21 protein-coding genes are annotated in these 25,161 nt (G+C 67.2%); 13 read left to right on the forward strand and 8 right to left on the reverse strand.

What is annotated here, in order from left to right:
- Window positions 1-8: 8 nt before the first annotated feature.
- On the reverse strand, window positions 9-2,174 hold the full coding sequence (gene scpA / locus AC07OH_RS10335; protein ID WP_369646668.1) for a methylmalonyl-CoA mutase: 2,166 nt from the start codon (window positions 2,172-2,174) through the stop codon (window positions 9-11).
- A 131-nt stretch (window positions 2,175-2,305) separates the two neighbouring features.
- On the opposite strand from scpA, the gene AC07OH_RS10340 reads away from it, so the two are divergent.
- On the forward strand, window positions 2,306-2,953 hold the full coding sequence (locus AC07OH_RS10340; RefSeq protein WP_095947169.1) for a GntR family transcriptional regulator: 648 nt from the start codon (window positions 2,306-2,308) through the stop codon (window positions 2,951-2,953).
- A 128-nt stretch (window positions 2,954-3,081) separates the two neighbouring features.
- Here AC07OH_RS10340 and AC07OH_RS10345 read toward each other — a convergent pair whose 3' ends face one another.
- Both AC07OH_RS10345 and dusA read right to left on the reverse strand, forming a co-directional pair.
- Window positions 3,082-3,867: an IclR family transcriptional regulator gene (locus AC07OH_RS10345; RefSeq protein WP_495300534.1), complete on the reverse strand. Its 786-nt coding sequence runs from the start codon at window positions 3,865-3,867 to the stop codon at window positions 3,082-3,084.
- Between the two features lie 165 nt (window positions 3,868-4,032).
- Window positions 4,033-5,001, reverse strand: coding sequence for a tRNA dihydrouridine(20/20a) synthase DusA (gene dusA / locus AC07OH_RS10350; protein WP_495300535.1), 969 nt, complete (start codon window positions 4,999-5,001; stop codon window positions 4,033-4,035).
- Between the two features lie 302 nt (window positions 5,002-5,303).
- On the opposite strand from dusA, the gene AC07OH_RS10355 reads away from it, so the two are divergent.
- Window positions 5,304-6,077, forward strand: a complete 774-nt coding sequence (locus AC07OH_RS10355) for a site-specific integrase (RefSeq protein WP_495300536.1) — start codon at window positions 5,304-5,306, stop codon at window positions 6,075-6,077.
- Window positions 6,078-6,261: 184 nt separating this feature from the next.
- A complete protein-coding gene (locus AC07OH_RS10360) occupies window positions 6,262-7,989 on the forward strand; it encodes a reverse transcriptase domain-containing protein (protein ID WP_495300537.1) in 1,728 nt (575 codons plus the stop codon).
- A 188-nt stretch (window positions 7,990-8,177) separates the two neighbouring features.
- Here the strand turns inward: AC07OH_RS10360 and AC07OH_RS10365 are convergent, their stop codons facing one another.
- Window positions 8,178-8,993 carry a helix-turn-helix transcriptional regulator gene (locus tag AC07OH_RS10365; protein WP_495300538.1) on the reverse strand — a complete coding sequence of 272 codons (816 nt, stop codon included), beginning with the start codon at window positions 8,991-8,993 and terminating at the stop codon, window positions 8,178-8,180.
- Between the two features lie 46 nt (window positions 8,994-9,039).
- Window positions 9,040-9,834 (reverse strand): acetoacetate decarboxylase family protein, encoded by a 795-nt coding sequence (locus AC07OH_RS10370; RefSeq protein WP_495300539.1) that lies wholly within the window; start codon window positions 9,832-9,834, stop codon window positions 9,040-9,042.
- Between the two features lie 236 nt (window positions 9,835-10,070).
- On the opposite strand from AC07OH_RS10370, the gene AC07OH_RS10375 reads away from it, so the two are divergent.
- The gene (locus AC07OH_RS10375) at window positions 10,071-10,454 is read left to right on the forward strand and encodes a response regulator (protein ID WP_062473196.1); all 384 of its coding nucleotides are present in this window, start codon (window positions 10,071-10,073) and stop codon (window positions 10,452-10,454) included.
- Window positions 10,455-10,458: 4 nt separating this feature from the next.
- Here the strand turns inward: AC07OH_RS10375 and gabT are convergent, their stop codons facing one another.
- The 3 genes from gabT to AC07OH_RS10390 are packed head-to-tail and all read right to left on the reverse strand — an operon-like array spanning window position 10,459 to window position 13,986.
- Entirely contained in the window at window positions 10,459-11,748 is a 1,290-nt protein-coding gene (gene gabT / locus AC07OH_RS10380) for a 4-aminobutyrate--2-oxoglutarate transaminase (RefSeq protein ID WP_495300540.1), read from the reverse strand.
- A gap of 35 nt (window positions 11,749-11,783) precedes the next feature.
- On the reverse strand, window positions 11,784-13,022 hold the full coding sequence (locus AC07OH_RS10385; RefSeq protein WP_495300541.1) for a serine hydrolase domain-containing protein: 1,239 nt from the start codon (window positions 13,020-13,022) through the stop codon (window positions 11,784-11,786).
- A 16-nt stretch (window positions 13,023-13,038) separates the two neighbouring features.
- Complete coding sequence (locus tag AC07OH_RS10390) at window positions 13,039-13,986, reverse strand: GntR family transcriptional regulator (RefSeq protein ID WP_487849427.1); 948 nt, start codon at window positions 13,984-13,986, stop codon at window positions 13,039-13,041.
- A gap of 164 nt (window positions 13,987-14,150) precedes the next feature.
- Here AC07OH_RS10390 and aptA point away from each other — a divergent pair, with 164 nt between their 5' ends.
- From aptA to AC07OH_RS10435, 9 genes are read left to right on the forward strand one after another with little or no spacing between them, the layout of a single operon-like run.
- A complete protein-coding gene (gene aptA, locus AC07OH_RS10395; protein WP_495300542.1) occupies window positions 14,151-15,509 on the forward strand; it encodes an omega-aminotransferase AptA in 1,359 nt (452 codons plus the stop codon).
- 53 nt (window positions 15,510-15,562) lie between these two features.
- Window positions 15,563-16,660, forward strand: a complete 1,098-nt coding sequence (locus tag AC07OH_RS10400; protein ID WP_495300543.1) for a C45 family autoproteolytic acyltransferase/hydrolase — start codon at window positions 15,563-15,565, stop codon at window positions 16,658-16,660.
- 38 nt (window positions 16,661-16,698) lie between these two features.
- Window positions 16,699-18,297, forward strand: coding sequence for an ABC transporter substrate-binding protein (locus AC07OH_RS10405; RefSeq protein ID WP_495300544.1), 1,599 nt, complete (start codon window positions 16,699-16,701; stop codon window positions 18,295-18,297).
- Between the two features lie 15 nt (window positions 18,298-18,312).
- Window positions 18,313-19,257, forward strand: a complete 945-nt coding sequence (locus AC07OH_RS10410; RefSeq protein ID WP_062473187.1) for an ABC transporter permease — start codon at window positions 18,313-18,315, stop codon at window positions 19,255-19,257.
- Window positions 19,254-20,069, forward strand: coding sequence for an ABC transporter permease (locus AC07OH_RS10415; protein ID WP_159271486.1), 816 nt, complete (start codon window positions 19,254-19,256; stop codon window positions 20,067-20,069). The genes AC07OH_RS10410 and AC07OH_RS10415 overlap by 4 nt, the downstream gene beginning before the upstream one ends.
- Entirely contained in the window at window positions 20,066-21,727 is a 1,662-nt protein-coding gene (locus AC07OH_RS10420) for an ABC transporter ATP-binding protein (RefSeq protein ID WP_495300545.1), read from the forward strand. The genes AC07OH_RS10415 and AC07OH_RS10420 overlap by 4 nt, the downstream gene beginning before the upstream one ends.
- Window positions 21,724-22,713 carry an alpha/beta hydrolase fold domain-containing protein gene (locus AC07OH_RS10425; protein ID WP_495300546.1) on the forward strand — a complete coding sequence of 330 codons (990 nt, stop codon included), beginning with the start codon at window positions 21,724-21,726 and terminating at the stop codon, window positions 22,711-22,713. Before AC07OH_RS10420 ends, AC07OH_RS10425 begins: the two co-directional genes overlap by 4 nt.
- Window positions 22,714-22,723: 10 nt before the next feature.
- Entirely contained in the window at window positions 22,724-23,362 is a 639-nt protein-coding gene (locus tag AC07OH_RS10430) for an FMN-binding negative transcriptional regulator (RefSeq protein WP_495300547.1), read from the forward strand.
- Between the two features lie 23 nt (window positions 23,363-23,385).
- Entirely contained in the window at window positions 23,386-25,107 is a 1,722-nt protein-coding gene (locus tag AC07OH_RS10435) for a hypothetical protein (protein ID WP_495300548.1), read from the forward strand.
- Window positions 25,108-25,161: the final 54 nt, after the last annotated feature.

A 25,161-nucleotide genomic window follows, 5' to 3' on the forward strand; every position in this document is an offset into this window, starting at 1 on the left:
GCTTCGTCTCAGACTGCGACGGCCGCGCGGATCTGCTCCAGCACGTCCTTGGCGCTGGCCGGGATGGGCGTGCCCGGGCCGTAGATGCCCTTGACGCCGGCTTCGTACAGGAAGTCGTAGTCCTGGCGTGGGATCACGCCGCCGACGAAGACGATGATGTCGTCCGCGCCCTGCTTGCGCAGCTCTTCGATGATGGCCGGCACGAGGGTCTTGTGGCCGGCAGCGAGCGTGCTCACGCCCACGGCATGCACGTCGTTCTCGATGGCCTGGCGCGCGCACTCTTCGGGCGTCTGGAACAGCGGGCCCATGTCGACGTCGAAGCCCAGGTCGGCGAACGCCGTGGCGACGACCTTCGCGCCACGGTCGTGCCCGTCCTGACCCAGCTTGGAAATCATCACGCGCGGACGGCGGCCTTGCGCTTCGGCGAAGTCGTTGATCTCGGTCTTCAGCGCTTCCCAGCCTTCGGCCGAGTCATAGGCGGCAGCGTACACACCGGTCACCTTTTGCGTGTCGGCGCGATGGCGGCCGAAGGACTTTTCGAGGGCATCCGAAATCTCGCCGACGGTGGCGCGCGCACGCACCGCGTCGATGCTCAGCGCCAGCAGGTTGCCGGTGTTGTTCTCGGCGGCGTCGGTGAGCGCGTCGAGCGCGGCCTGCACCTTGGCGTTGTCGCGCGAGGCGCGGATGCTCTGCAGGCGCGCCACCTGCTGGTCGCGCACCTTCACGTTGTCGATCGACAGGCTGTCGATCGCGTCTTCGCTCTTGAGCTTGTACTTGTTGACGCCGACGATCACGTCCTTGCCCGAGTCGATGCGCGCCTGCTTCTCGGCGGCGGCGGCCTCGATCTTGAGCTTGGCCCAGCCGCTGTCCACGGCCTTGGTCATGCCGCCCATGGCCTCGACTTCTTCGATGATGGTCCAGGCGGCGTCGGCCATGTCCTGCGTGAGCTTTTCCATCATGTAGCTGCCGGCCCAGGGGTCGATCACGTTCGTGATGTGCGTCTCTTCCTGGATGATGAGCTGCGTGTTGCGCGCGATGCGCGAGCTGAACTCGGTGGGCAGCGCAATGGCTTCGTCGAGCGCGTTGGTGTGCAGCGATTGCGTGCCGCCGAACACCGCAGCCATCGCCTCGATGGTGGTGCGCACCACGTTGTTGTACGGGTCCTGCTCGGTGAGCGACCAGCCAGACGTTTGGCAGTGCGTGCGCAGCATCAGGCTCTTGGGGTTCTTGGGGTTGAACTCCTTCATGATGCGGCACCACAAGAGGCGCGCCGCGCGCATCTTGGCCACTTCCAGATAGAAGTTCATGCCGATGGCCCAGAAGAAGCTCAGGCGCCCGGCAAAGCCGTCGACGTCCAGGCCCTTGGCCAGCGCGGTCTTCACGTATTCCTTGCCGTCGGCCAGCGTGAACGCGAGCTCCAGCGCCTGGTTGGCGCCGGCTTCCTGCATGTGATAGCCGCTGATCGAGATCGAGTTGAACTTCGGCATCTTCTGCGCCGTGTACTCGATGATGTCGCCAATGATCCGCATGCTCGGCGCCGGCGGAAAGATGTACGTGTTGCGGACCATGAACTCCTTGAGGATGTCGTTCTGGATGGTTCCGCTCAGTTGGTCTTGCGCCACGCCCTGCTCTTCGGCCGCGACCACATAGCCCGCGAGCACCGGCAGCACGGCACCGTTCATCGTCATCGAGACGCTCACCTTGTCGAGCGGGATCTGGTCGAACAGGATCTTCATGTCCTCGACCGAATCGATGGCCACGCCGGCCTTGCCGACGTCGCCGGTCACGCGCGGATGGTCGCTGTCGTAGCCGCGGTGGGTGGCCAGGTCGAAGGCCACGCTCACGCCCTGGCCGCCGGCGGCCAGCGCCTTGCGGTAGAACGCGTTCGATTCTTCGGCCGTGGAGAAGCCGGCGTACTGGCGGATGGTCCAGGGGCGCACCGCGTACATGGTGGCCTGCGGGCCGCGCAGGTAGGGCTCGAAGCCGGGCAGCGTGTCGGTGTACTTCAGGCCTTGCAGGTCGGCTGCGGTGTACAGCGGCTTCACGCTGATGCCGTCGGGCGTGATCCAGTTCAGCGCATTCACGTCGCCGCCGGGCGCCGACTTGGCGGCGGACTTGGCCCAGGCGTCGAGATCGGCCGGCTTGTAGGTGGGTTCGGGTGTGCTGCTGCTCATGGAAGGCGCCGCTCCAGGCGGTGGTCTGACGGGATTCGCAAGGTCGCTTGCACGGATTTGCAAGCCGTTCACAAGTCTAACCCATCCGTAATTATTAATTCAAACGCATTTTTTGAAGTACAGTGCAGCCCATGTCCGCCGTCACCCTGACCCCCCGCGCCCTCTATGAAGAGGTGGCCGAGCTCCTGCGCCAGCGAATCTTCCGCCGCGAGCTGGAGCCCGGCAGCTGGATCGACGAACTCAAGCTGGCCGAGGAATACGGCATCAGCCGCACGCCCCTGCGCGAGGCGCTGAAAGTGCTGGCCGCCGAAGGGCTGGTGACGATGAAGGTGCGCCGCGGCGCCTACGTCACCGAGGTGTCGGAACAGGATTTGGCCGATGTGTATCACCTGCTCTCGCTGCTCGAGAGCGACGCCGCCGGCGTGGTGGCCGAGCGCGCCACCGACGCCCAGCGCGCCGAACTGAAAGCGCTGCACGCCGAACTGGAAGCCGCCGCCGCCCCCGGCAAGGAAGACCGCGAGCACTTCTTTGCGGTGAACGAGCGCTTCCACATGAGCCTGCTGGCCATTGCCAACAACAAGTGGCGCGACCAGATGGTGGCCGACCTGCGCAAGGTGATGAAGCTCAATCGTCACAACTCGCTGCTGAAGGCGGGGCGCATTGCCGAATCGCTGGCGGAGCACCGCGCGGTGATGGCGGCCATCGAGGCGCGCGATGCCGCCACGGCGATGGCGCGCATGCGCGAGCACTTCCTCAACGGCCTAGAAGCCGCTGTATAGGTTCTCCCCCAGGCTGCGCGCACTTCGTGTCGCTTCGCCAACCCCCTTCCGGGGGCGACGCCTGCGGCCCGGCAAAGCCGGTTCCGCGGCGTCTCGCGAAGGGGCCTGCGCCTGCGGCGCGGCCTCGTTCAGTCCAAGGTGAGGGTGCCGGCTTCGGTGGCGATGCGGTGGGCGATTTCCAGCATGCGGGGGGCTACGCGGCTCAGCATGGTCTCCCTTGGCAGCAGGTAGGCGGGGCCGCCGCAGCTCACGCCGTAGCGTTCGCCGCGCGGGCCTTCGAGCGCGAAGCCCAGGGCGTGGATCTGGGGGTTCCATTCGCCGAAGGAGGTGCAGTAGCCCAGGCGGGCGTACTCTTCCAGGCTGGCGATGAGGCGCGGTTCGATGGCGTGCCAGTTCTCGCCGGTTTCGAGCCGGATCTGCTCCAGCAGCGCCGACTGCTCGGCCGAGGGCAAGGCGCCGATGTAGGCACGGCCGGAGGCGGAGGTGGCGATCGACATGCGCGAGCCGACGTCGATGCGGGAGCTGATGAGCGCCGAGCGCGGACGCAGCGAGTCGATGACCAGCATGTCCAGATCGTCGCGCACCGCCATGTGGATGCTGGCGCCCGACAGTTCCGCCAGGTTGCCGAGATGGGGACGCGCCAGCGACCTCAGGTCGAAATTGCGCAGGTAGCGGCTGCTCATGTCGAGCAGCACCGGCCCCAGGCTGAAGCGCTCGCTGTCCTGCGACTGCCGCAGAAACCCCGCCCCCACCAACGTCGCCGTGAGGCGCGACACCGTGGCCTTCGGGATGCCAGTGGTGTCGGCCAATTCCCGGTTTCCGACGGGTGCCGCTGACATCCCGATGACCTTCAGCAGCGACAACCCCCTGGCAAGCGCACTGACTTCTTCCTTGCCGCCCACAGCTTCACTCATAAGACAGAACCTTTTTCTTGTTTCCCTGACCGCCTTATTCTTGAGCAAAAACAGGTGCTTCGCTCACACTTGTTGTTGCATTGTCATGAAACTGTGTTCCATCGAGCGTCAACTTCGCTCAATTGTGTTGACTGTCTACAAAGTCGGTGGCGACGGCGAAGGGAATCAGGCGGCCTGAGCGGCGACGGGTTCGTGCGCCAGCGCCATCACTTCGTGCGGCGGGCGGGTCTTCAGGCGGTGGTCGCTCCAGACCTGGCGCCAGCGGCGGGCGCCGGGCAGGCCGTTGCGCAGGCCCAGCATGTGGCGCGCGATCGACCACCAGTTGGTGCCGTGTTCGGCCGCCTCGCGCACCATGTAGTCGCACATCTGCGCCTCGATGTCCTCGCGCGTGAGCGTCTGCGGGGCGTCGCCGTAGAACTCGGCGTCCCATTCGGCCAGCCACCAGGGGTTGTGGTACGCCTCGCGGCCGATCATGGCCCCGTCGAGCAGCCGCAGGTGCTCGTGCACCTGCGCGTTGGTGGCGATGCCGCCGTTGATCGAAAACTGCAGCGCCGGAAAGTCGTGCTTCAGGCGGTGCACCAGCGCATAGCGCAGCGGCGGAATCTCGCGGTTCTGCTTCGGGCTCAGGCCCTGCAGCCAGGCGTTGCGCGCATGCACGATGAACGTGCCGCAGCCGGCCTCGCTCACCGCGCCGACGAAGTCGCGCACGAACTCGTAGCTCTCGATCTTGTCGATGCCGATGCGGTGCTTCACCGTGACCGGCACATCGACCACGTCGACCATCGCCTTCACGCAATCGGCCACCAGCCGCGGCTCGTTCATGAGGCAGGCCCCGAACGCGCCGCGCTGCACGCGCTCGCTCGGGCAGCCGCAATTCAGGTTGATCTCGTCGTAGCCCCACTCCTGCCCGAGCTTGGCGCAGTGCGCCAGGTCGTGCGGCTCGCTGCCGCCGAGCTGCAGCGCGACGGGGTGTTCTTCTTCATGAAAACGCAGGTGGCGCGGCACGTCACCGTGGATCAGCGCGCCGGTGGTCACCATCTCCGTGTAGAGCAGCGCGTGGCGTGTCATGAGGCGGTGGAAGACGCGGCAATGCCTGTCGGTCCAGTCCATCATCGGGGCCACGGAAAGGCGCATGGCCTCGGTGGCACGGGCTTTACGAGGGAAATCAAGCACTGGCACGGGATTACCGCTCATCTCATTCGGTGTCATTCGGTCTTGTTCATCACTGTTTTCTGGGCTTCGTTGGCACATTTTTGCCACAAGTTCGGCATGTACCAACGAGAGGGACTCCTTGGGCAGCATCACCAAACGCAAGCGCGCGGACGGAAGCGTAGCGCACATGGCTCGAATTCGGATTCAGGACGAAGGCGTCGTCGTCCACACTAAAACGGAAACCTTTGGCCGTGAGCCGACTGCAAAGCTCTGGATGAAGAACCGTGAGGCCGAGCTATCCAAGCCGGGCCTTCGAAAAGCTCAGGGCTCCCGATACGACCTTCGCTGAAGCCATCCAGAAGTACATCGATGAGTCGCGCAAGGCGATCGGCAAGGACGAGGCCCAAGTGCTTGCAACGGTCGCCGGGAGCAGTCTCGCAAAGCAGCGCGGCTCGACCATCACCAGCGCCGACTGCGTTCAGTTCGTGAAGGACCTTGGCGTTCAGCCGCGGACCGTGGGCAACTACCTGTCCCACGTAGCCGCGGTCTACCAGTTGGCCCGTCCGGCCTGGAACTATCAGCTCGACCCCGAGGTGATCAATGACGCCAATGACGCGCGCAAGGTCTGCAAGTCGCCCGGCTTGACGTCGCAATCGCGTGAGCGAGACAGGCGACCGACGCTCGAAGAGCGAGACAAGCTCATGGTTCACTTCGGCCTGGTCAAGCGCAAGGACGCCATTCCGATGCAGCTGATCATCTGCTACGCGATCTTCAGCACGCGCCGACAGGAGGAGATCACCCGACAGGTCTTCGAGGACCTGGACGAGCAGCACACGGAAATCTGGGTGCGGGACATGAAACACCCCGGCGAGAAGTTCGGCAACGATGTTCGTTGCCACCTGGTGCCCGAGGCGCAGGCCATCATCGTGAATCGCCGCACCTCGACCGAGCGGACCGGTCGCATCTTCCCGCACAACCGGGAGTCCATCAGTACCTCGTTCACCAGAACCTGCGCCCTGCTCGGCATTGAGAACCTTCGCCCGCGCCGAAAAAATTAGTTACGCCTTAGAATCAACTTGTCGCCTCGCTCCGAGACTTAAAGTTGCCAGCGTTAACGACTGGCATTGTGATACGGCAACCCCATATGCTTGCCGTACGTTCTATTAACCTTACGATAATCGTTAGGGTATTGGGAAAAGCTAGCGAGGCGACACCTACATCTTTGCATTTGGGAAAGTTCTGATGCCGGCATTAGAAGGAATTATGAATTTAGATTTATCTAAATTCCTCCCAGACTCGATGGCCCAGGAGGTTTTCGGAAAACCCTATACAGAGATTCAAACCCTTCTCTATCCGGGCGTTAAATATCAGACTTTTCTGATAAATAAGAAGAGCGGAGGGCAACGAATCATTAGTGCCCCGAACAAAAAGCTCAAACGCCTTCAAAGAAAACTCCTTGATTACTTGGTCGCCAAAGCGCCGGATTTTCGATCCTGCGTGCATGGATTTGTTGCCAACCGGAGCATTGTGACCAATGCGCAAGAACACTGCAGCCCCAAAACAACGTTTGTACTAAACATTGATTTAAAGGACTTTTTCCCATCAATCACATTCAAAAGAGTGCGTGGCATGTGGATGAAATTCCCTTTCAATTATCATTTCTCAGTCGCAACCGTACTGGCGCAAATGACGTGTTTAGAGGGAGTGCTACCTCAAGGCGCTCCAACCTCCCCATTCATATCCAACCTCATATGCAGAGGACTTGATCGCCAATTGGTCGATCTGGCCAGAAGAAATGGCGCCCGCTACAGCCGCTATTGCGACGATATTACCTTTTCCTTTAAAAAGCCATCACATAACCGGCTTCCTTCGGCCATTTGTGATTTCGATGGCGCAGAGCTTCAACTTGGCGCCGAATTGAAGGCGGCCATCGCAGAGCACGGTTTCACAATCAACGAGGAAAAAGTCCGCATCAGCGGCCCATCTCGCAGAAAAGAAGTCACCGGCTTAACAATCAACCAATTTCCAAATGTTCGACGAAGATTTGTTGACGAAATCAGGGGTGCCTTAAATGCTTGGAAAAAACATGGGTACCCGGCCGCCGAAGAAGTTTGGAAAAATAAACCTTATCACCGGCAGAGACGGGATGGGGGGCGCCCACCCCTTTACAACGTCTTGCGAGGAAAACTTCTATACCTCAAATCAGTTCGCTCCAGCGATGACGTACTTTACAATCGGCTTGCTGAAAAATTCAACGCCCTCTTAAAAGAGTCCGCAATCCAACCGCCTCATTTTAAGATCCAACCACTCCCCGTGGTTTCGGTTGTACGCACAGCAAAAGACGTCAATTCAGCAGTATTTGTTCTAGACCTTGAAGCAATTGATGAGGCCTCAGGCGAAATACTTCACAGTAGAGGCACGGCTTTCTCATTTGGTGAGTACGGAATAGTCACCTGTGATCATGTCTTACGGTATGACGAAATGCTGGCCGCCCCTACTGACGAAGGGCCCTACTATCACTTACTTCCAGGAGCCAAACTTACGCTGAAGCATCCGCCCACGATGGAAGAGTGGCCTGTACGAGTGCTAGCATTTGACAAATACCGAGATATAGCCCTATTAGACTTCGAAAAAGACAAGCCGAAATTTCTTGAGAAATTCTCATCCTTTGGAGCACAGGCACGCAAGCATGACGAAGTTCATTTGCTTGGATTTCCGAATTGGCATATATCAAAACGAGAATACGCCTACGACGAAGGGAAGGTCATCGGGCATCTTAAGAGAAATACTTTTGAGCGCATTGAAATCAACACGCTTATAAGACAAGGCAACAGTGGGGGCCCACTCGTCGATGATTTGTATCGAGTGATCGGAATGGCTCAAATGGGAGCCAAACAGGACTCAGGAAATAATGAGTGCCTGTGCGTGACCGAAATGGAGAAATGGCTTCGAACTGCGGCGGGCGAATAAAATCCCCCCGCACAGCAACCTGTAGCAGAGCTACTTGCGACTAAAGGGAGTCGTGCACTGATTGACGATTACCCTCAACTCGCCCTCATATCCTTCCCGAAGCTCATGGGCGCGACGGAGATGATTTTTCTTTCAGATTCAAGGACTTGTCGTTCATACGCGGGGCGCTCGCTCGGGGGCGTAGTTTCTCACGCGACGGTTTTTGGCGAGCCGCCCACCCGGTAGTTCCCCGGCGTCACGCCGAAGCAGCGGCGGAACCAGCGCGAGAAATGCGCCTGGTCGGCAAAGCCGCATTGCGCGGCCACCTCGGCGGGCGCATGGCCTTCGCGCAGCAGCACCTTGGCGCGGGCGATGCGCGCCAGCCGCGCGTACTGCGCCGGCGCCATGCCGACCGCCGCGCGGAACAGGCGATGGAAGTGCTCGCGCGACACGCCGAGCCGGTCGGCCAGCGACGTGGGTTCGATGCGGCAGGCGTCCTCGGTCGCGAGCAGGTCGCACACGGCCTCGACGCGCGCATCGCCCGCCGCCCGCGCGACCGCCACGAGCGGGGCGGTCGTCTGCGTGCGGAAGATGTCGTCGAGCAGCGCGCCGATGCGCGCACCGTCGTTTGCCGATGCCGCCTGCGCGAGCGCATCGACGCTCGCCTCGTCGCGCCAGACCTCCTGCCGCAGCGCCCCTCGCCGACCAATTGGCCACCCCATTCGTGCCGCCACCCAGGCGTGCGGCACGTACAGCATCGCCATGCGAAAGCCCTGCGCGCTCACGCCGGCCGTGTGCAGCGCGAACGGCGGCATCAGCACCAGCTCGCCGGCCTGTGCGGTGCGAGGCGCGCCGGCGCAGACGAACTCGCAGCGGCCCTCGACGATCGCGCCCACGCTCCACTCCGCATGCCAGTGCAGCGAGAAGTGCGCCTTGGGATCGCCCGCGAACATCACCTCGACCGGCGTGCCGTCGGCCAGCGGCAGGCCGATCACGTGCGAGGTCGTCGGGGCGGGAAGCGTCATGACCCGCCGAGGGTAGCGCAGCTACCTGTCGGAGGCAGCGCCCTCCTCACACCGCGATCGCGCCGCGCACCGTGAGGCCCATCCAGCCCGCGCTGGCCTGCGTCGCCTGCACGGGGCCGAGCAGCGCGAGTTCCTCCACCGGGTGCTCGTGAAAGCGCAGCGTGGCCTCGCCCCGCACCCAGCCCGTTTCGACGCGGTCGATGATGTCGGCGCGCAGGTAGCGCGGCACCGCCACGCTGCCGGCTTGCGTCAGGTCGGGCCAGCCGATGGCGCCGATGGTGGGTGCAGCGAGAAAGCCGAGCGGCCCGCTCGCCTCGCCCGACAGCGTGACCGTGGCATCCACCAGCCGCCGCTCCTTCACGCTGAGGCTCGCGCCGAGCCGGCTGCCGGCCGCCATCGGTGCGGCGGCCGGATGGATCAGCGGCAGGCTGCGCGTGAGCCAGGTCTGGCCGATCTTCTTGGGCCAGCCCTGCAGCCAGCCGCGCAGCATCGAGATGTCCTGGTCGACGTAGATGAGCGGGCAGTAGAAGCAGCGGCGCGACGTGTCGCCGCGCGCCGGCTCGATCTCGAGCACCACGATGGTCTCGCGATACTGCGCGTACACCGGGTCGAGCATTTCGCGCCCGTCGTCACCGCACGATTGCCAGTCGGCGAAATGCACGCAGCCATGGCCCGTGGCCACGCCGACCTCCGGCGGCACCAGCGCGGCGCCGCGTGCGGCATCGAACGAGAAGCCCACATTGACCAGCCAGCCGGCGTAGTGCCACGGCGGCGCCTGCACGAGCGCGCTGCGGCCCGAAGCGGTGAAGGGGGGAGCGAAAGAAGACGAAGAACGCGGCATCGAAGAACCTGTCGTGACGGAGTCAAAGAAGCCCCGCAAGATAGGCACGCCCCGCGCCCGCGTCTTGTACGCCAGTGATGCAATGCACAAACAGCGCTTTGGCGTGCGCGGGGGACGCCATGTGGCGGCGTTGTCCGACTCCGCCCCGCCCTCGCCTCGTGACAATGGACCGGCCCGGCAGACCCGCGCCACAAGCGCAGACGAGCCGACGCATTTCATTTCCAGGCTACGCACCGATGACCCGCATCTACCTCATAGAAGACAACCCCCTGATCGCCACCACCCTGACCGATGGACTGAGGGAATTCTCCGGATGCGAAGTCGTCGCCACCGCCAGCAGCAGCGACGAAGCCATCGACTGGCTCGACGCGAACCCCGACGCCTGGGACGCCGCCGTGATCGACGTGTTCCTCGCGCAGGGCAACGGCCTGACGGTTGCGAACCACTTGAGGGAGCGCAAGTCGCCCGCGCAGCGCACCGTGGTGTTCATGAACCACGCGACCTCCGAGGTGCGTGAAGGCGCGCTGTCGGCAGGCGTCGATGCGGTGTTCGACAAGTCGCTGCAGCTCGAAGATTTCTACGACTTCTGCCGCACGCTCGGCATTGCGCCGCGCCGTTAGTCGTTCAGACGTTGGCCGCCCGAATCGATTCGGCCAGCAGCCCCAGTCCTTCTTCAAAAACCGCTTCCGGAATGGTGAGCGGAAACAGGAAGCGCACCACGTTGCCGTGCACGCCGCAGGTCAGCAGCAGCAGGCCGCGTTCGAGCCCCGCCGCGTGCATGCGCTTCGTGAACTCGGCGTCGGGCTCGCCGCTGTGCGGATCGCGAAACTCCACCGCCACCATCGCGCCCAGGCCGCGCACGTCGCAGATGCGCGGCACCTCGGGGCGCAGCGCCGCAAGGCGTGCCGTCAGCCGCTCGCCGAGCATGCGGGCGCGGGCGACCAGCCCTTCGTTCTCGATCACGCGCATCGTCTCCAGCGCCGCGGCCACCGCCAGCGGGTTGCCCGCGTAGGTGCCGCCGAGGCTGCCGACGCGCGTGGCGTCCATGAGTTCGGCGCGCCCCGTGAGCGCCGACAGCGGAAAGCCGCCGGCCAGGCTCTTGGCGGTCGTCACCAGATCGGCCTCGATGCCGTAATGCTCCAGCGCGAAGAGCTTGCCGGTGCGCCCGAAACCGGTCTGGATTTCGTCGACGACCAGCAGGATGCCGTGGCGGTCGCATTCCGCGCGCAGGTGTTCCATGAGCGCGGGCGGCGCCACGTAGAAACCGCCCTCGCCCTGCACCAGCTCGATGACGATCGCCGCCACGCGCTGCGGATCGACGTCGGTCTTGAACAGCCGGTCGAGCGCCGCGATGCTGTCGTCCACCGTCACGCCCAGCGGCGCGGCCGGAAACGGCACGTGCCACACATCGCCCGGCATCGGACCGAAGCCCGCCTTGTACGGCGCGACCTTGCCGGTGAGCGCCATGCCCATGAAGGTGCGGCCGTGGAAGGCGCCCGAGAACGCCACCACGCCGCTGCGGCCGGTGGCGGCGCGCGCCACCTTCATCGCGTTCTCGATGGCCTCGGCGCCGGTCGTGAAGAGCGCGCTCTTCTTGGCGCTGGGGCCGGGCACGAGGCGGTTCAGCTGCTCGCACAGCGCCACGTACTCCTCATAGGGCGTGACGTGGAAGCAGGTGTGATGAAAGTCGTCGAGCTGCGCGCGCACCGCCGCCACGATGCGCGGGTGGCGATGGCCGGTGGCGAGCGTGGCGATGCCGCTGGCAAAGTCGACAAAGCGCCGGCCTTCCACATCCCACAGCTCGGCGTTGTCGGCGCGGGCGGTGAAGTGCGGCGTGAGCGTGCCGATGCCCTGCGCGCAGGCGGCGTTCTTGCGGGCCTGCAGGCTCGCGTTGGTCGTGACTTGGGTGAGCATGAAGAAAGAGAAATGAAGAGAAGGAGGAAAGGAAATCAGCTGCGCATCAGGTGCTCGGCCAGCGCGCGAAAGGCGGGCATCGAGGTCGGCAGGTGCGCGTTGGCGGCCAGCGGGTGCGAGGCAAAGCGCGCCACCACCATCTCGGCCTCGGGGTCGATGTGCAGCGCCTGGCCATGAATGCCTTGCGCGGTGAAGGTGCGGCGCGCGTCGTGCGCCACCCACCACATGTTTCTGTAGCTCCAGCCGGCCAGCCGCGTGTAGCCCGCGAGCGCGAAGCGCGCCGGATCGGCGCCGCGGCGGATGTCGGCCACCACGGCCTCGGGCACGATCTGCGTGCCGTTGAACGCGCCGCCCAGTCGCATCATTTCGCCCAGCCGCGCCAGGTCGCGCAGGCCGGTGCACAGGCCGCCGCCAGCGAACTCGGCGCCCTGCCCGTCCACGGCAAAGGCCGCGTCCTGCTCGGCGCCCAGGCGCGACCAGATGCGCCCACTCAACACCCGTGCCAGCGGCTGCCCTGCCGTGCGGCTGATGAGCCAGCCCAGCACGTCGGTGTTGACGGTGCGGTAGGCAAAGGCCTCGCCGTGCGTGCCCTGCCCCTGCACGGTCTGCAAGAACTGGCGGTAGCCCTCAGCGCCCGCATAGCCCGCAGGACGCGGCAGCAACTGGCCGGCGCGCGCGTGCTTCCACACGCCGGCCTCGGGGTCGGTGTAGTCCTCCGAGTAGTCGATGCCCGTCGTCATGTCCATCACCTGGCGCACGGTGGCGTGGCCGAAGGCGCTCGTCGCCAGCTCGGGGATGTAGTGCCGCACCTGCGCGTGCTCATCGAGCGCGCCCTCGGCCGCGAGCATCGCGCCGACCGTGCCGACGACCGACTTGGTGACCGACATCGCCATGTGCTGCCCGTGTTCGTCGAGCGCGCCGAAGTAGCGCTCGTAGACGATGCGCCCACGGTGCAGCACCACCGCGCCGTCGGCGCAGATCGCCGCGAGCGCGCTGCGCCAGTCGGTGCGCGAGCCGTCGGCGGGCAAGGTGAAGGCCAGCGTGTCAAGCTCGGGCCGTTCGGCGCGCGGCAGCACCGACACCGGGCCGGTGCCGCGCGACACGTTGCGCGTCGGTTGCAGCTCGCGCAGGTGCGAGAAGGCCCAGCGGTTCTCGGGCGCCTGAAAGATCGAGCGTTCGCGCGGGCGCTGCACCGCAGTGCCGGCCGTGGGAAAACCATCGCGCCAGCCGTCGGCCAGCGCGGCATCGGGAGCCGTCGTTTCTTGGGTGGTCATAAAAGGGTGCGGTGGCTCATTCGCCGAGCGCATCGAGGTCGCCCATCACGCGGCGCTCCAGGATGTCGCTGGCACGGCTCAGGTGGGCGTGCATGTGCTTGGCGGCGACTTCGAGCTTGTTCTCCTCGACCGCATCGAGGATCTGCAGGTGCTCACGGCACGACTTGCGCAGCAGGTCGATGTTCACGAGCGGGTAGTCCGACAGGTCGGAGATGCGGCGCAGCCGGTTCTGCTGCTTCACGGCATCGAGGATGAAGCGGTTGCCCGAGGCGCTGGCCAGCAGCTCGTGGAACTGCGCGTTGGCCTCGAAGAACTCCATCCACGAATGGCGCGAGGCGTGCGTGAGCAAGGTCTGCTGCTGTTCGCGGCAGGCCAGCAGCCGCTCGTGCTCGACCTTGAAGCCCGGCTCGCGCAGCGCCGCGCATTCGACCACCAGGCGAAAGCGGTAGCTCTCGCGCTCGCTCTCGACCGAGTCGAGGGTTTCGGTGAACTCCCAGCGCTGGTAGTGGCGACCGCGCAGCACGCCGTCCTGCAGCAGCGTGGTCATCACGTTGCGCAGCAGCGGGCGCGGCACGCCGTAGGTCTGGGCCAGCTCGAGTTCGTTGACGCGCGTCGGCAGCTTGCCCGCGAGGCGGTCGCGCAGCACGCGGTAGTAGAGCGTCTTCTCCTCGTCTTCCGGCATCTCGCGGCGCGCGCGGTCGAGCGCCTCGCGGTCGGCCACCAGCGTGTAGCCGCGGTTGGGCACGTGCGCCAGCAGCGCACGCTCGTGCAAGAGGCGCAGCGCGGCGCGCACCGGCGTGCGCGAGATGCCGAGCCGGCCGGCCAGGTCGGTCTCGGTCATGTGACGGCCGTTCTCGTAGCCGCCCGCCAGGGCCTGGTCAAGGATGTAGCGGCTCACGCGCTGGGTGAGCGGCGGGACCGACTTGTTGTCCATCTGCGTCTGCATCTGCTGCTGCGGGGCCATCCATGGGTCTCCGGAAACACGGGCTGGGTGCCGATCATCGCGGGTTCTTTGTATTTTTGGCCCTAAAAAACCATGTACATCTCACGCCAAAAATACAATTTGGATTTCAAGATCGGCCCCACGCCGACCCGGACGACGGGTCGTTTCCCAAGGAGAAAAACACCGTGGCTTCCGCCGATACCCTGACAACGCCACCCGGTTCGCTCGACGCGTTCTGGATGCCCTTCACGCCCAACCGCAAGTTCAAGCAGGCGCCGCGCCTCATCGTGGGCAGCGAGGGCCTGCACTACGACCTGGCCGACGGCCGCCGCGTGCTCGATGCCATCGCCGGCCTGTGGTGCGTGAACGCCGGGCACCGCAACCCGCGGGTCAGCGCGGCGATGAAAGCGCAGATCGACGTGCTCGACTACGCCTCCAACTTCCAGATCGGCCACCCCGCCGCCTTCACGCTGGCGCAGCGCCTCACGCAGATGGCGCCGGCCGGCATGGACCACGTGTTCTTCACCAACTCGGGCTCCGAGTCGGTCGACACCGCGCTGAAGATCGCGGTGGCCTACCACCGGGCGCGCGGCGACGCGGGCCGCTACCGGCTCATCGGGCGCGAGCGCTCGTACCACGGCGTGGGCTTCGGCGGCATCTCGGTGGGCGGCATCGGGCGCCAGCGCAGCACCTTCGGGCCGCTGCTCAACGGCGTGGACCACCTGCCGCACACGCTCGACCTGGCGCGCAACGCCTTCTCCCGCGGCGAGCCGCCGCACGGCATCGACAAGGCCGACGCGCTCGAAGCGCTGGTCGCGCTGCACGACGCCTCGACCATCGCCGCCGTGATCGTCGAGCCCGTGGCCGGCTCCACCGGCGTGCTGCCGCCGCCGCGCGGCTACCTGCAACGCCTGCGCGAGATCTGCGACAAGCACGGCATCCTGCTGATCTTCGACGAGGTCATCACCGGCTTCGGGCGCGTGGGCAGCAACTTCGCGTCCGACCTGTTCGGCGTGACGCCCGACCTCATCACCACCGCCAAGGGCCTGACCAACGGCGCCGTGCCGATGGGCGCAGTGCTCATGCGCGGCGCGGTGCACGACGCCTTCATGCACGGCAGCGTGAGCGCGGTCGAGCTGTCGCACGGCTACACCTACTCGGGCCATCCGCTGGCCTGCGCTGCCGCCATGGCCACGCTCGACGCCTACACCGAAGACGGCCTGATCGCCCGCGCCGCCGAGCTGTCGCCCTACTTCGAGGACGGCCTGCACAGCCTGCGCGGCCTGCCGGGCGTCGTCGACGTGCGCAACGTCGGCCTGCTGGCCGGCATCGAGCTGCAAGGCTGGGCCTCGGGCCCCGGCACGCATGCGCAGGCCGTGGCGCAACATTGCCTGGACGACAGCGGCGTGCTGGTGCGCTCGGTGGGCGACACCATTGCGCTGTCGCCGCCGTTCACGCTGGAGCGCCGGCACATCGACCAGATCATCGACAGCCTGCGCGCCGCCATCGCGCAGACCGCACAAGCCGCCGACACGGCAGCCTGAGCACCTCAGGCCGCATCGCACACACAAGACAAGCCCCGGAGACAAGACACACCATGGACATCGAATCGTTCCCCCTGTACGACATCGAAGGCGACGCACAGCAGCGCGGGCGCCAGTACGGCCGCGCCGCCGGCGACCGCATCGACCTCAGCCTGCGCACCTACCGCGCCGCCTTCGAGCGTGTGGGCCTGAGCTGGGAGCGCACGCGCGCGCTGGCGCGCCGCTTCATGCCGCTGGTCGAGGCCTTCGACGCCGGCATGTTGCGCGAGATCGAAGGCGTGGGTGAAGGCGCGGGCGTGCCAGCCGAGGACATCGTGGCGCTCAACGCGCGCAGCGAAATGCTCTACGCCTTCCAGCAGCTCGAAGCCACCGAGCCGCCCGACGGCTGCACCGGCGTGGTCGTCATGCCCTCGGCCGCGCGCGACGGCAAGCTCATCCATGCGCAAAACTGGGACTGGCGCGTCGAGAGCCTCGAACTCGGCGTGGTGCTGCGCATCCAGCCCGCAGAAGGCCCGGCCATGCTCACCTTCGCCGAGGCCGGCACGCTGGCGCGCGCGGGGCTCAACAGCGCGGGCATCGCCGTCACCGGCAACTTCATCAAGGCCGACAACGACGGCAAGCAGCAAGGCGTGCCGCTGGCGTTGATCCGCCGCGGCATCCTGCAGTCGACGCTGTACGCCAACGCGCTGGGCGTGGTGTCCCGCAGCGCGCGCTCGATCTCCAACAACATGATCATCACGCACGCCGAGGGCGAGGCCGTGAGCCTGGAGACCTGCCCCGAGCAGGTGTTCTGGCAGCAGCCCGAAGGCGGCATCCTGGTGCACGCCAACCACTTCAAGACCCCGGCGGCGCTGGCGCGCGTGGTCGACCGCAGCCTGGAGACCACGCCCGATTCGCTCTACCGCGACCGCCGCGTGACCGAGGCGCTGCACAACCGGCGCGCGGCGGGCCTGCTCACCGAGCAGGACGTGCTCGACGCGCTGCAAGACCGCTTCGGCGCACCGCGCGCCGTGTGCCGCAGCCCGAGCGCGGGCCCGGGCGGTGCCTCGTCGGCCACCGTGGCGACCATCGTCATGGACCCGGCGGCACGAAAGATGCGCATCGCGCCGGCGCCCTTCAAGGCGCACCGCTTCACCGAGTATTCCCTCTGATCCGCCCGCCCCGCCCAGCTTTCGCCAGGAGTGTTGCCATGAACCTGCCCACGCCCCCGTCCCTCCCTCCCGCTGCGCGCACCGCCGCCGCGCTGGTCCTCGGCCTCGGCCTGGCCGCCAGCGCGGCCTTCGCCCAGGCCCCGGCCGGCCAGACGATGCGGATCCAGATCAACTCCGACATCCGCTCCACCGACCCCGGCGGCAACCGCGACGACAACACCGACAACGTGCTCATCCACGTGGTCGAAGGCCTGGTCGCGCTGCGCGAGGACACCTCGGTCGGCCCGATGCTCGCGAGCAAGGTCGACACCTCGGCCGACGGCCTGACCTACACCTTCACCCTGCGCGACGGCGTGAAGTTCCAGAACGGCGCGGTGCTCACCGCCGACGACGTGGTGTGGAGCTGGCAGCGCTACCTCAAGCCCACCAGCGGCTGGCGCTGCCTGCCCGAGTTCGACGGCAAGGGCATGACCAAGGTGCTCGCGGTGGAAGCGCCCACGCCGAAGACGGTGGTGTTCAAGATCGAGCGTCCGAGCGCGCTGTTTCTCACCATGATGGCGCGCCCCGACTGCGGCGGCGCCGCCATCCTGCACCGCAGCTCGCTCGGCGCCGACGGCCAGTGGAAGGAGCCCGTGGGCACCGGCCCCTACAGGATCAAGGAGTGGAAGCGCGGCCAGTACATCGAGCTCACGCGCTTCGACGGCTACACCTCGCGCCCCGAGGCGCGCGACGGCCTCACGGGCGGCAAGAAGGCCGAGATCGAGAACCTGCGCTTCGTCGTCATTCCCGACTCGGCCGCGGCCAAGGCGGCGCTGTACAGCGGCGGCATCGACGCCTTCATCAGCCCCAGCCCGGCCGACGTGGTCGAGATGCGCGGGCGCAGCGACGTGCGCGTAGACACCACGCCGGTGATGACCATGGTGGCGCTGCTGCTGCAGACCACCGATCCGCTGCTGAAGGACGTGCGCGTCCGCCGCGCGCTGGCACTGGCGCTCGACACGCCCGAGATCGCCAAGTCGGTCACCGAGGGCCTGTCGGCCGTCAACAACTCGGTCGTGCCTTCGTCCAGTCCGTTCTACAGCCCCGTGCAGGCCGGCGGCTACAAGCGCGACATCGCCGGCGCCAAGAAGCTGCTGGCCGACGCCGGCTACCGCGGCCAGCCGATCAAGCTCGTCGCCAACAAGCGTTACGAGGCGCTGTACTCGGCCGCCGTGCTGGTGCAGGCCATGGCCTCCGAGGCCGGCATCAACGTCGAACTCGAGGTGCTCGACTGGGCCACGCAGCTCGACCGCTACACCAAGGGCCAGTACCAGAGCATGGCCTTCATCTACTCGGCGCGCATCGACCCTTCGCTCAACTACGAGATGGTGTCCGGCGACAAGGCCGCGCAGCCGCGCAAGGTGTGGGACAACGCCGCCGCGCAGACCCGGCTCACCGAAAGCATGGTCTCGCGCGACAAGGCACGTCGCCAGGTGCTGTTCGACGAGCTGCACAAGCAGATGCTGCAGGACGTGCCGATGGTCGTGCTCTTCAACGCCAGCGACGCCACCGCCATGCGCAAGAGCGTGACTGGCTTCAAGGGCTGGGCGCCGGCCAAGCCCCGGTTCTGGAACGTCCGGCTCGACGCGCGCGGCTAACGGGGCGCCGCCGCCATGCTTGCCTACCTCTTGCGACGGATCGCCATGACGGTCCCGACGCTGCTGCTGGTGTCGATTGCCGTCTTCACGCTCATGCGGCTGATTCCGGGCGACCCGGTGCAGCTCATGCTCGGCGAAGGCGCCGACCCCGCGCAGCTCGAACTCGCACGCCAGCAGATGGGGCTGGACCAGCCCCTGGTCACCCAGTACGTCGTGTGGCTGCGCCACGCGCTCACCGGCGACCTGGGCGTGTCGACCACCAACGGCCTGGCCGTGCTGCCGCTGATCTGGGAGCGCTTTCACGTGAGCGCCGTCATCGTGCTCACCGCCGTGGCGCTGGCCTCGCTGATCGCCGTGCCCGCCGGCCTCGTCGCCGCCTGGCGAAAAGACCGGCCGACCGACCTCGCCATCATCGGCGCGGCCACGCTGATGCTGTCGGTGCCGAGCTTCTGGCTCGGCCTGCTGCTGTTGATGTTCTTCGGCCAGTACCTGCACTGGCTGCCGGTGGTGGGCTACGTGCCCATGTCGGAAGACTTCTCGCAGGGCCTGCTCTACGTGATCCTGCCGATCGTCACGCTGGTGCTGGTCGAGACCGGCGTGCTCACGCGCATGTCGCGCGCCAGCACCATCGAGGTGCTGCGGCTCGAGTACGTGACGCACGCGCGCGCCAAGGGCGTGCCCGAGTCGCAGGTGCTGCGCCGCCACGTGCTGCCCAACGCCTTCAACCCCACGCTCACCATGATCGGCCTCATCCTGGGCCATCTGCTGAGCGGCATCGCGGTGCTCGAAACGGTGTTCACCCTGCCCGGCCTGGGCCGCCTGATGATCGATTCGATCTTCGCGCGCGACTACCCGGTGTTGCAGGGCTGCCTGCTGTTCACGGCCTGCATCTACGTGGTCATCAACCTGATCGTGGACATGTGCTATCCCCTCTTCGATCCCCGGGTGTCGGTGCAGTGAAAAAGATCAAGACCCATACCCTCGTGGGCGGCGTGCTCATCGGCGTGCTGCTGGTCCTGGCGCTGGTGGCCGCGCTGTGGACGCCCTACAACCCGCTGGGCATCGACCTGCGCGGCAAGCTGCAGCCGCCGTCGATGGCGCACTGGCTGGGCACCGACGAGTTCGGGCGCGACGTGGCCAGCCGTGCCATGCGTGCGGCCTCCACCAGTTGCCTCATCGCGCTGCTCACGGTGGCACTGGCCACCGCCGTCGGCCTCGTGGTGGGCGTGCTCGCCGGCTTCGTGCGCGGCTGGACCGACCGCGTGCTCATGGCCTTCAACGACACGCTGCTGGCCTTTCCGGGCCTGCTGCTGGCGCTGGGCGTGATGGTGATCGTGGGCGCCAACCAGTGGGGCATCGTGCTCGCGCTGAGCATGGCCTACGCGCCCTCGGTGGTGCGCGTGGTGCGCGGCACCGTGCTGTCGCTGCGCGAGCGCGAGTACGTCGAGGCCTCGCGCATGATCGGCAACGGCGAGATCTACACCATGTGGCGCCACATCCTGCCCAACTGCGTGGCGCCCGTCGCCGTTCTGGCCACCAGCATGTTCGGCTGGGTGCTGCTGTCGGAAAGCGCCCTGAGCTTCCTCGGCCTGGGCGTGCCGCCGCCCGCCCCCACCTGGGGCAACATGCTCTCCAGCGCACGCCCCTACATGGCCTCGGCCGTGTGGCTGTGCCTGGTGCCGGGCCTGTGCATCGCGCTCACGCTGCTGGGCATCAACCTCCTGGGCGAATCGCTGCGCGACCGGCTCGACCCGCGCACGGAGAAGTCATGACCCATTCCTCCTCTTCCTCGGCGCCCGTGCTTTCCGTACGGCACTTGAAGATCGACCTGCACGGCGGCGCCCAGACGCTGGTGCACGACCTCTCGTTCGACGTGCACCCCGGCGAGTTCCTTGCCGTGGTGGGCGAATCGGGCAGCGGCAAGACCATGGCCGCGCGCGCCATCCTGCAGCTGCTGCCGCCCGGCATCGCGCAAAGCGGCGGGCAGATCGTGTTCGACGGCGAAGACCTGAGCACACGCGACGTGAAAGCCATGCGCCCCATCCGCGGGCCCGGCATCGGCATGGTGTTCCAGGAGCCGATGGTCTCGCTCAACCCGGTGCACCGCATCGGCGAGCAGATGGCCGAGGGCCTGCGCATGCACACGACGCTGTCGGCCACCGAGATTCGCGCGCGCTGCCTCGACATGCTGCGCCGCGTGCAGATCGCCGACCCCGAGCGCTGCCTGCACGCCTACCCGCACGAGTTCTCGGGCGGCATGCGCCAGCGCATCATGCTGGCCAGCGTGATGCTGCTCCAGCCGCGCCTGCTGATCGCCGACGAGCCGACCACCGCGCTCGACACGCTGAGCCAGCGCGAAGTGCTCGACCTCATGGTCGGCCTCGCGAAGGACCAGGGCACGGCCGTGCTGCTCATCACGCACAACCTCGGGCTGGTCGGGCGCTATGCGCAGCGCGCCATCGTGCTGGAGAAAGGCAAGCTGGTGGAGACGGGCGACGTGCCCGCCATCCTCGTCGACCCGAAGCAGCCCTACACCCGCAAGCTGGTCGACGCCCTGCCGCGCCGCCAGGCCGCGAAGCCGGCCCCGGCCACGGCGCAGCAGCCGCTGGTGCAGGTTCGCGGCCTGTGCGTGAGCTACCCCGGCCCACGCGCCGGCTTCTTCAAGCGCCATGCGCCGGTGCAGGTCATCGACCGGCTCGACCTGGACATCCACCCCGGCGAGATGGTCGCGCTGGTGGGCGGCAGTGGCTCGGGCAAGACCACGCTGGGCCGCGCCATCCTGCGGCTCGCGCCGTCGCACGCGGGGCAGATCCTGTTTCGCGGCGACGACGTGCGCAGCGCCGACCGCGCCGCGCTGCACCGCTTCCGGCTCGCCTGCCAGCTGGTGTTTCAAGACCCGTTCTCGTCGCTCGACCCGCGCATGCGCGTGCAGGAGATCGTGGCCGAGCCGCTGCGCCACCTGCCCGCGCTCGATGCCGCCGCGCGCGTGAAGCGCGTGCACGAAACGCTCGATGAAGTCGGCCTGGACGGCCTGGGCGCGCGCTACCCGCACGAGCTCTCGGGCGGCCAGCGCCAGCGCGTGGCGATTGCGCGCGCGCTGGTGCGCCGGCCGGCCTTCGTGGTGGCCGACGAGCCCGTGTCAGCGCTCGACATGACCATCCAGGCGCAGGTGCTGCGGCTCTTTCAAAGCCTGCAGGCGCACCACGGCTTTGCGTGCCTGTTCATCAGCCACGACCTCGCGGCCGTCGAGCAGATCGCCGACCGCGTCGTCGTGATGGAGCGCGGCCACATCGTCGAGCAAGGCCCGCGCGACGCCGTGTTCGACCAGCCGAGCCATGCCTACACGCAGGCGCTGCTGGCGGCCACGCCACGGCCGCTCGCGTCGCTGGCCAAACCCGTCCATCGCCCTCCCGAGAAAGTGTTCGCGTGACTGCCAACCCCTTGCCCGCCACCTGGCTGAACCCCACCGCCCCGCCCCCGCTCGATCCGCAGATCGTCGAGTTCATGCGCCTCATGGCGGCCGAGGGCGGCCGCTACCCGAAGCGCCACACCATCCCGATCGCCGAAGGCCGCGCCAATGCCGAGAAGGTGCGCGCGCCGTGGACCGAAGGCGGCCCGACGATGGCGCGCACGGTCGAACAGCAGGTGCCCACGCGCCACGGCAACGTGCGCATCCGCGTGCACTACCCGAAGAACCGATCGCTGCAGGGCGCGCTGGTCTACATCCACGGCGGCGGCTTCGTGCTGTTCAGTCTCGACACCCATGACCGCGTGATGCGCGAGTATGCGGGCCGCGCGGGCATCGCCGTCATCGGCATCGACTACACGCGGGCGCCCGAGGCGCAGTTTCCGCAGCCGCACGACGAGTGCGTCGACGTGATGCGCTGGCTCGCGGCGAACGCGGGCACGCTCGACATCGACCCCGCGCAGCTCTTCATCGGCGGCGACTCGGCGGGCGCGAACCTGTCGGTGGGTGCCTGCCTCGTGCTGCGCGACGCGGGCGAGGCCCTGCCCCTGGGCATGCTGCTGAACTACGGCGCCTACAGCACCGAGCTGTACCGCGAGTCGGTGGTGCGCTACGGCGCGGGCGAGTACGGCCTGTCGCTGCACATGATGGTGTGGTTCTACGGCCTGTACCTGCGCCGGCCCGAAGACTTTCGCGACCCGCGCCTGGCCAGCCTCACGGCGCGCCTCGAGGGCCTGCCGCCCGCGTGCCTGGCGATCACCGAGTGCGACCCGCTGCACGACGACAGCGTGCTCATGGCCGCGCGCCTGCGCGAGGCCGGCGTGGCCGTGACCGATGTGCTCTACCCCGGCACGATCCACGGCTTTCTGGAAGCGGTGTCGATCGCCGACGTGGCGGGCCGCGCCTTCGACGACGCCGCCCGCTGGATGCACGCGCTGGCCGCGCGCTGAAGCCCTCGCCATGTACACGCCCAAGCCGTACATCGAGGACGACCTCGCAACGCTGCACGCCGGCATCCGCGCGTGGAGCTTCGGCACGCTCATCACCGTCGGCCCTTCAGGCGCCAGCGCCACGCACCTGCCCTTCCTGCTCGACGCGCAGGACGACGGCCCCGGCCTGCTCACCACGCACCTGTCGAAGAAGAACCCGCAGTTCGACGAGTTGCGTGCAGGCGCCGAGGTGCTCGCCATCTTCCAGGGGCCGCATGCCTTCGTCACGCCCAGCTGGTACGTGAAGCAGAGCACCTTCCCGACCTGGAACTACACCGCGATCCACGCGCGCGGCATGCCCCGCGTGATCGAGGAGCGCACGGCCATCCATGCCGTGCTGCGCCGCACCGTCGCGCTGTACGACACGCCGATGGGCGGCACCTGGGACTTCGACGCCATGCCCTTCGACTTCGTGGCGCCGCGCCTGGACATGATCGCCGCGGTCGAGATTCCCGTGCGCGTGCTCGAAGGCAAGTTCAAGCTCAACCAGGACCGTTCGGAAGAGGATCGCAAAGGCGTGATCGCCGCGCTGGAGCGGCTGGGCGATCCGCAGGGCGTGGCCGTGGCCGGACTCATGCGGCAGCAGATGGCGTTGACGGTGGCGGGCTGACTCGCGGCGGCACAATCGTCCGCGTGCCACGCCTCCTTCACCTTCTGACCGCCGGCCTCGCGCTGGCATCCTCCTTCGCCCACGCAGCCGACCCGGTGCTGCTCGTCACCTCGCCCGTCGCGCTGCAGGCTGCCGAGAAATCCGGCGCCGGTTTCGGTCGCTGGTTCGACGTGCCCGTGGCTGCCAGCGGCATCGCCACCAACCAGGCGCTCGCGCGCTCGCCGGCCTGGCAATCGATCGCCGACCCGCTGAAGGCCAGCCTCGCCGCCCTGCAGCGCCGCGACCCGCAAGCCGGCGTCGGCATTGCGCGCTACCCGCACCGGATCTTCGACGCACGCTGGCTCGCCAGCCCCGACGCCTTCTTCGAGCTGGTCGGCGTGGCCAACCGCATGGACCGCCGACCGTTCCAGCCCGGTGCCTGCGGCGAGACGCGGCTCGTGTACCGGCTGGCGTACCGCTCGGCTGCGATGCAGTCGCGCCTGCCGATGACCGTCGCCGTCGAACTGCGCGGCGACGCGCCCGATGCCGACGGCAGTTGCGCCAGCGCCGCACGCAGCTGGCAACCACCGCAAGCGTCGATGAACGACGAGGCCCTCGGCCGCTGGCTCGTATCGGCCGACGGCCCGCTCGCGCCGCCGCGGCTCGCACAGGCCCGCATCGCGCAGGTGACGACCAACCTGCAGAGCGTGCGCTGGCCCTCGGCCGTGCGGCCCGACCTCGGCGGCCATGCCGAATACCTGCTGCGCGCCTTCCGCTGGAACGCGGGCACGCAGCGCTTCGACGCAGGCCCGCTCGAGAACACGCCCGATGTCGCGAAGCTCAAGGCCGACGCCCCGCTGCGCAAGGCGCTGCTGCAATGGCTGCAGCAGCCCGACACGCTGCGCGCGCTCGACAACGCCACCGTGCGCATCCCCGATCGCTTCCTGGCCACCGAGTCGGTCTCCGTGGCGCCACGCGGCCTCGAGCGCCTGGCGAACCGCCCCTTCGAACAGCTGTTCGCGCCCGGCGACTGGCAGCCCCTGCCCGGCAGCCGCACGCTGCAGTCACCGCAGGCCGTGCTGCGCCGTCTCGACGACCTGAGCTGCGCGGGCTGTCACCAGAGCCGCGCGGTTGCGGGCTTTCATCTGTTGGGCGTGGACCGGCGCGGCGCCTCGCGCACCTTCACGACCGGCAACGCGCTCGCGCTGCCGCATTCGCCGCATTTGCAGGATGAACTGGCGCGGCGCGAACGCTATGTGAAGGCCGCGCTGACGACACCCCTGCCCGACGCATTCCGCCCGCTGGCCTCGCCGGACGATGCGAACGCCTTGCCCGACAAAGCCACCGTCGGCGCCAGCTGCGAGCCCACGCACATCACCGCCTCGGCCGACCCGTGGCGCGACCGCGCGCAGAAGCTGCCGCGCACCGCCGCCACGACCTGCGAAGGCGCGGATTCGGTCTGCGAGAAAACCTCGGTCGGATTCCCCGGCGGCATGTGCTCGGGCCGCTGCGATCCGAAAGACCCGAACGGCACCTGCGGTGGCATCGCCATCCTCAGCGACTTCAACCAGTGCCTGGCAGCCAAGCAACCCTTCGGGGATTGCCTGAGCAAGCACACGCGGCCCGGCAACCTGCGCAGCTGCTCGGCACAACAGCCTTGCCGCGAGGACTACATCTGCGCGCAAGCCGAAGGGCAGCCCGAAGGACGCGGGGCGTGCATTCCGCCCTACTTCCTGTTCCAGATGCGGGTGGACGGGCACTCGTGAAGGGGGCTCCCGTACGGCTCCCGAATGAATGACTCCCTCTCCCGCTTGCGGGAG

The organism is Variovorax sp. GW821-FHT10C12, from assembly GCF_059415405.1.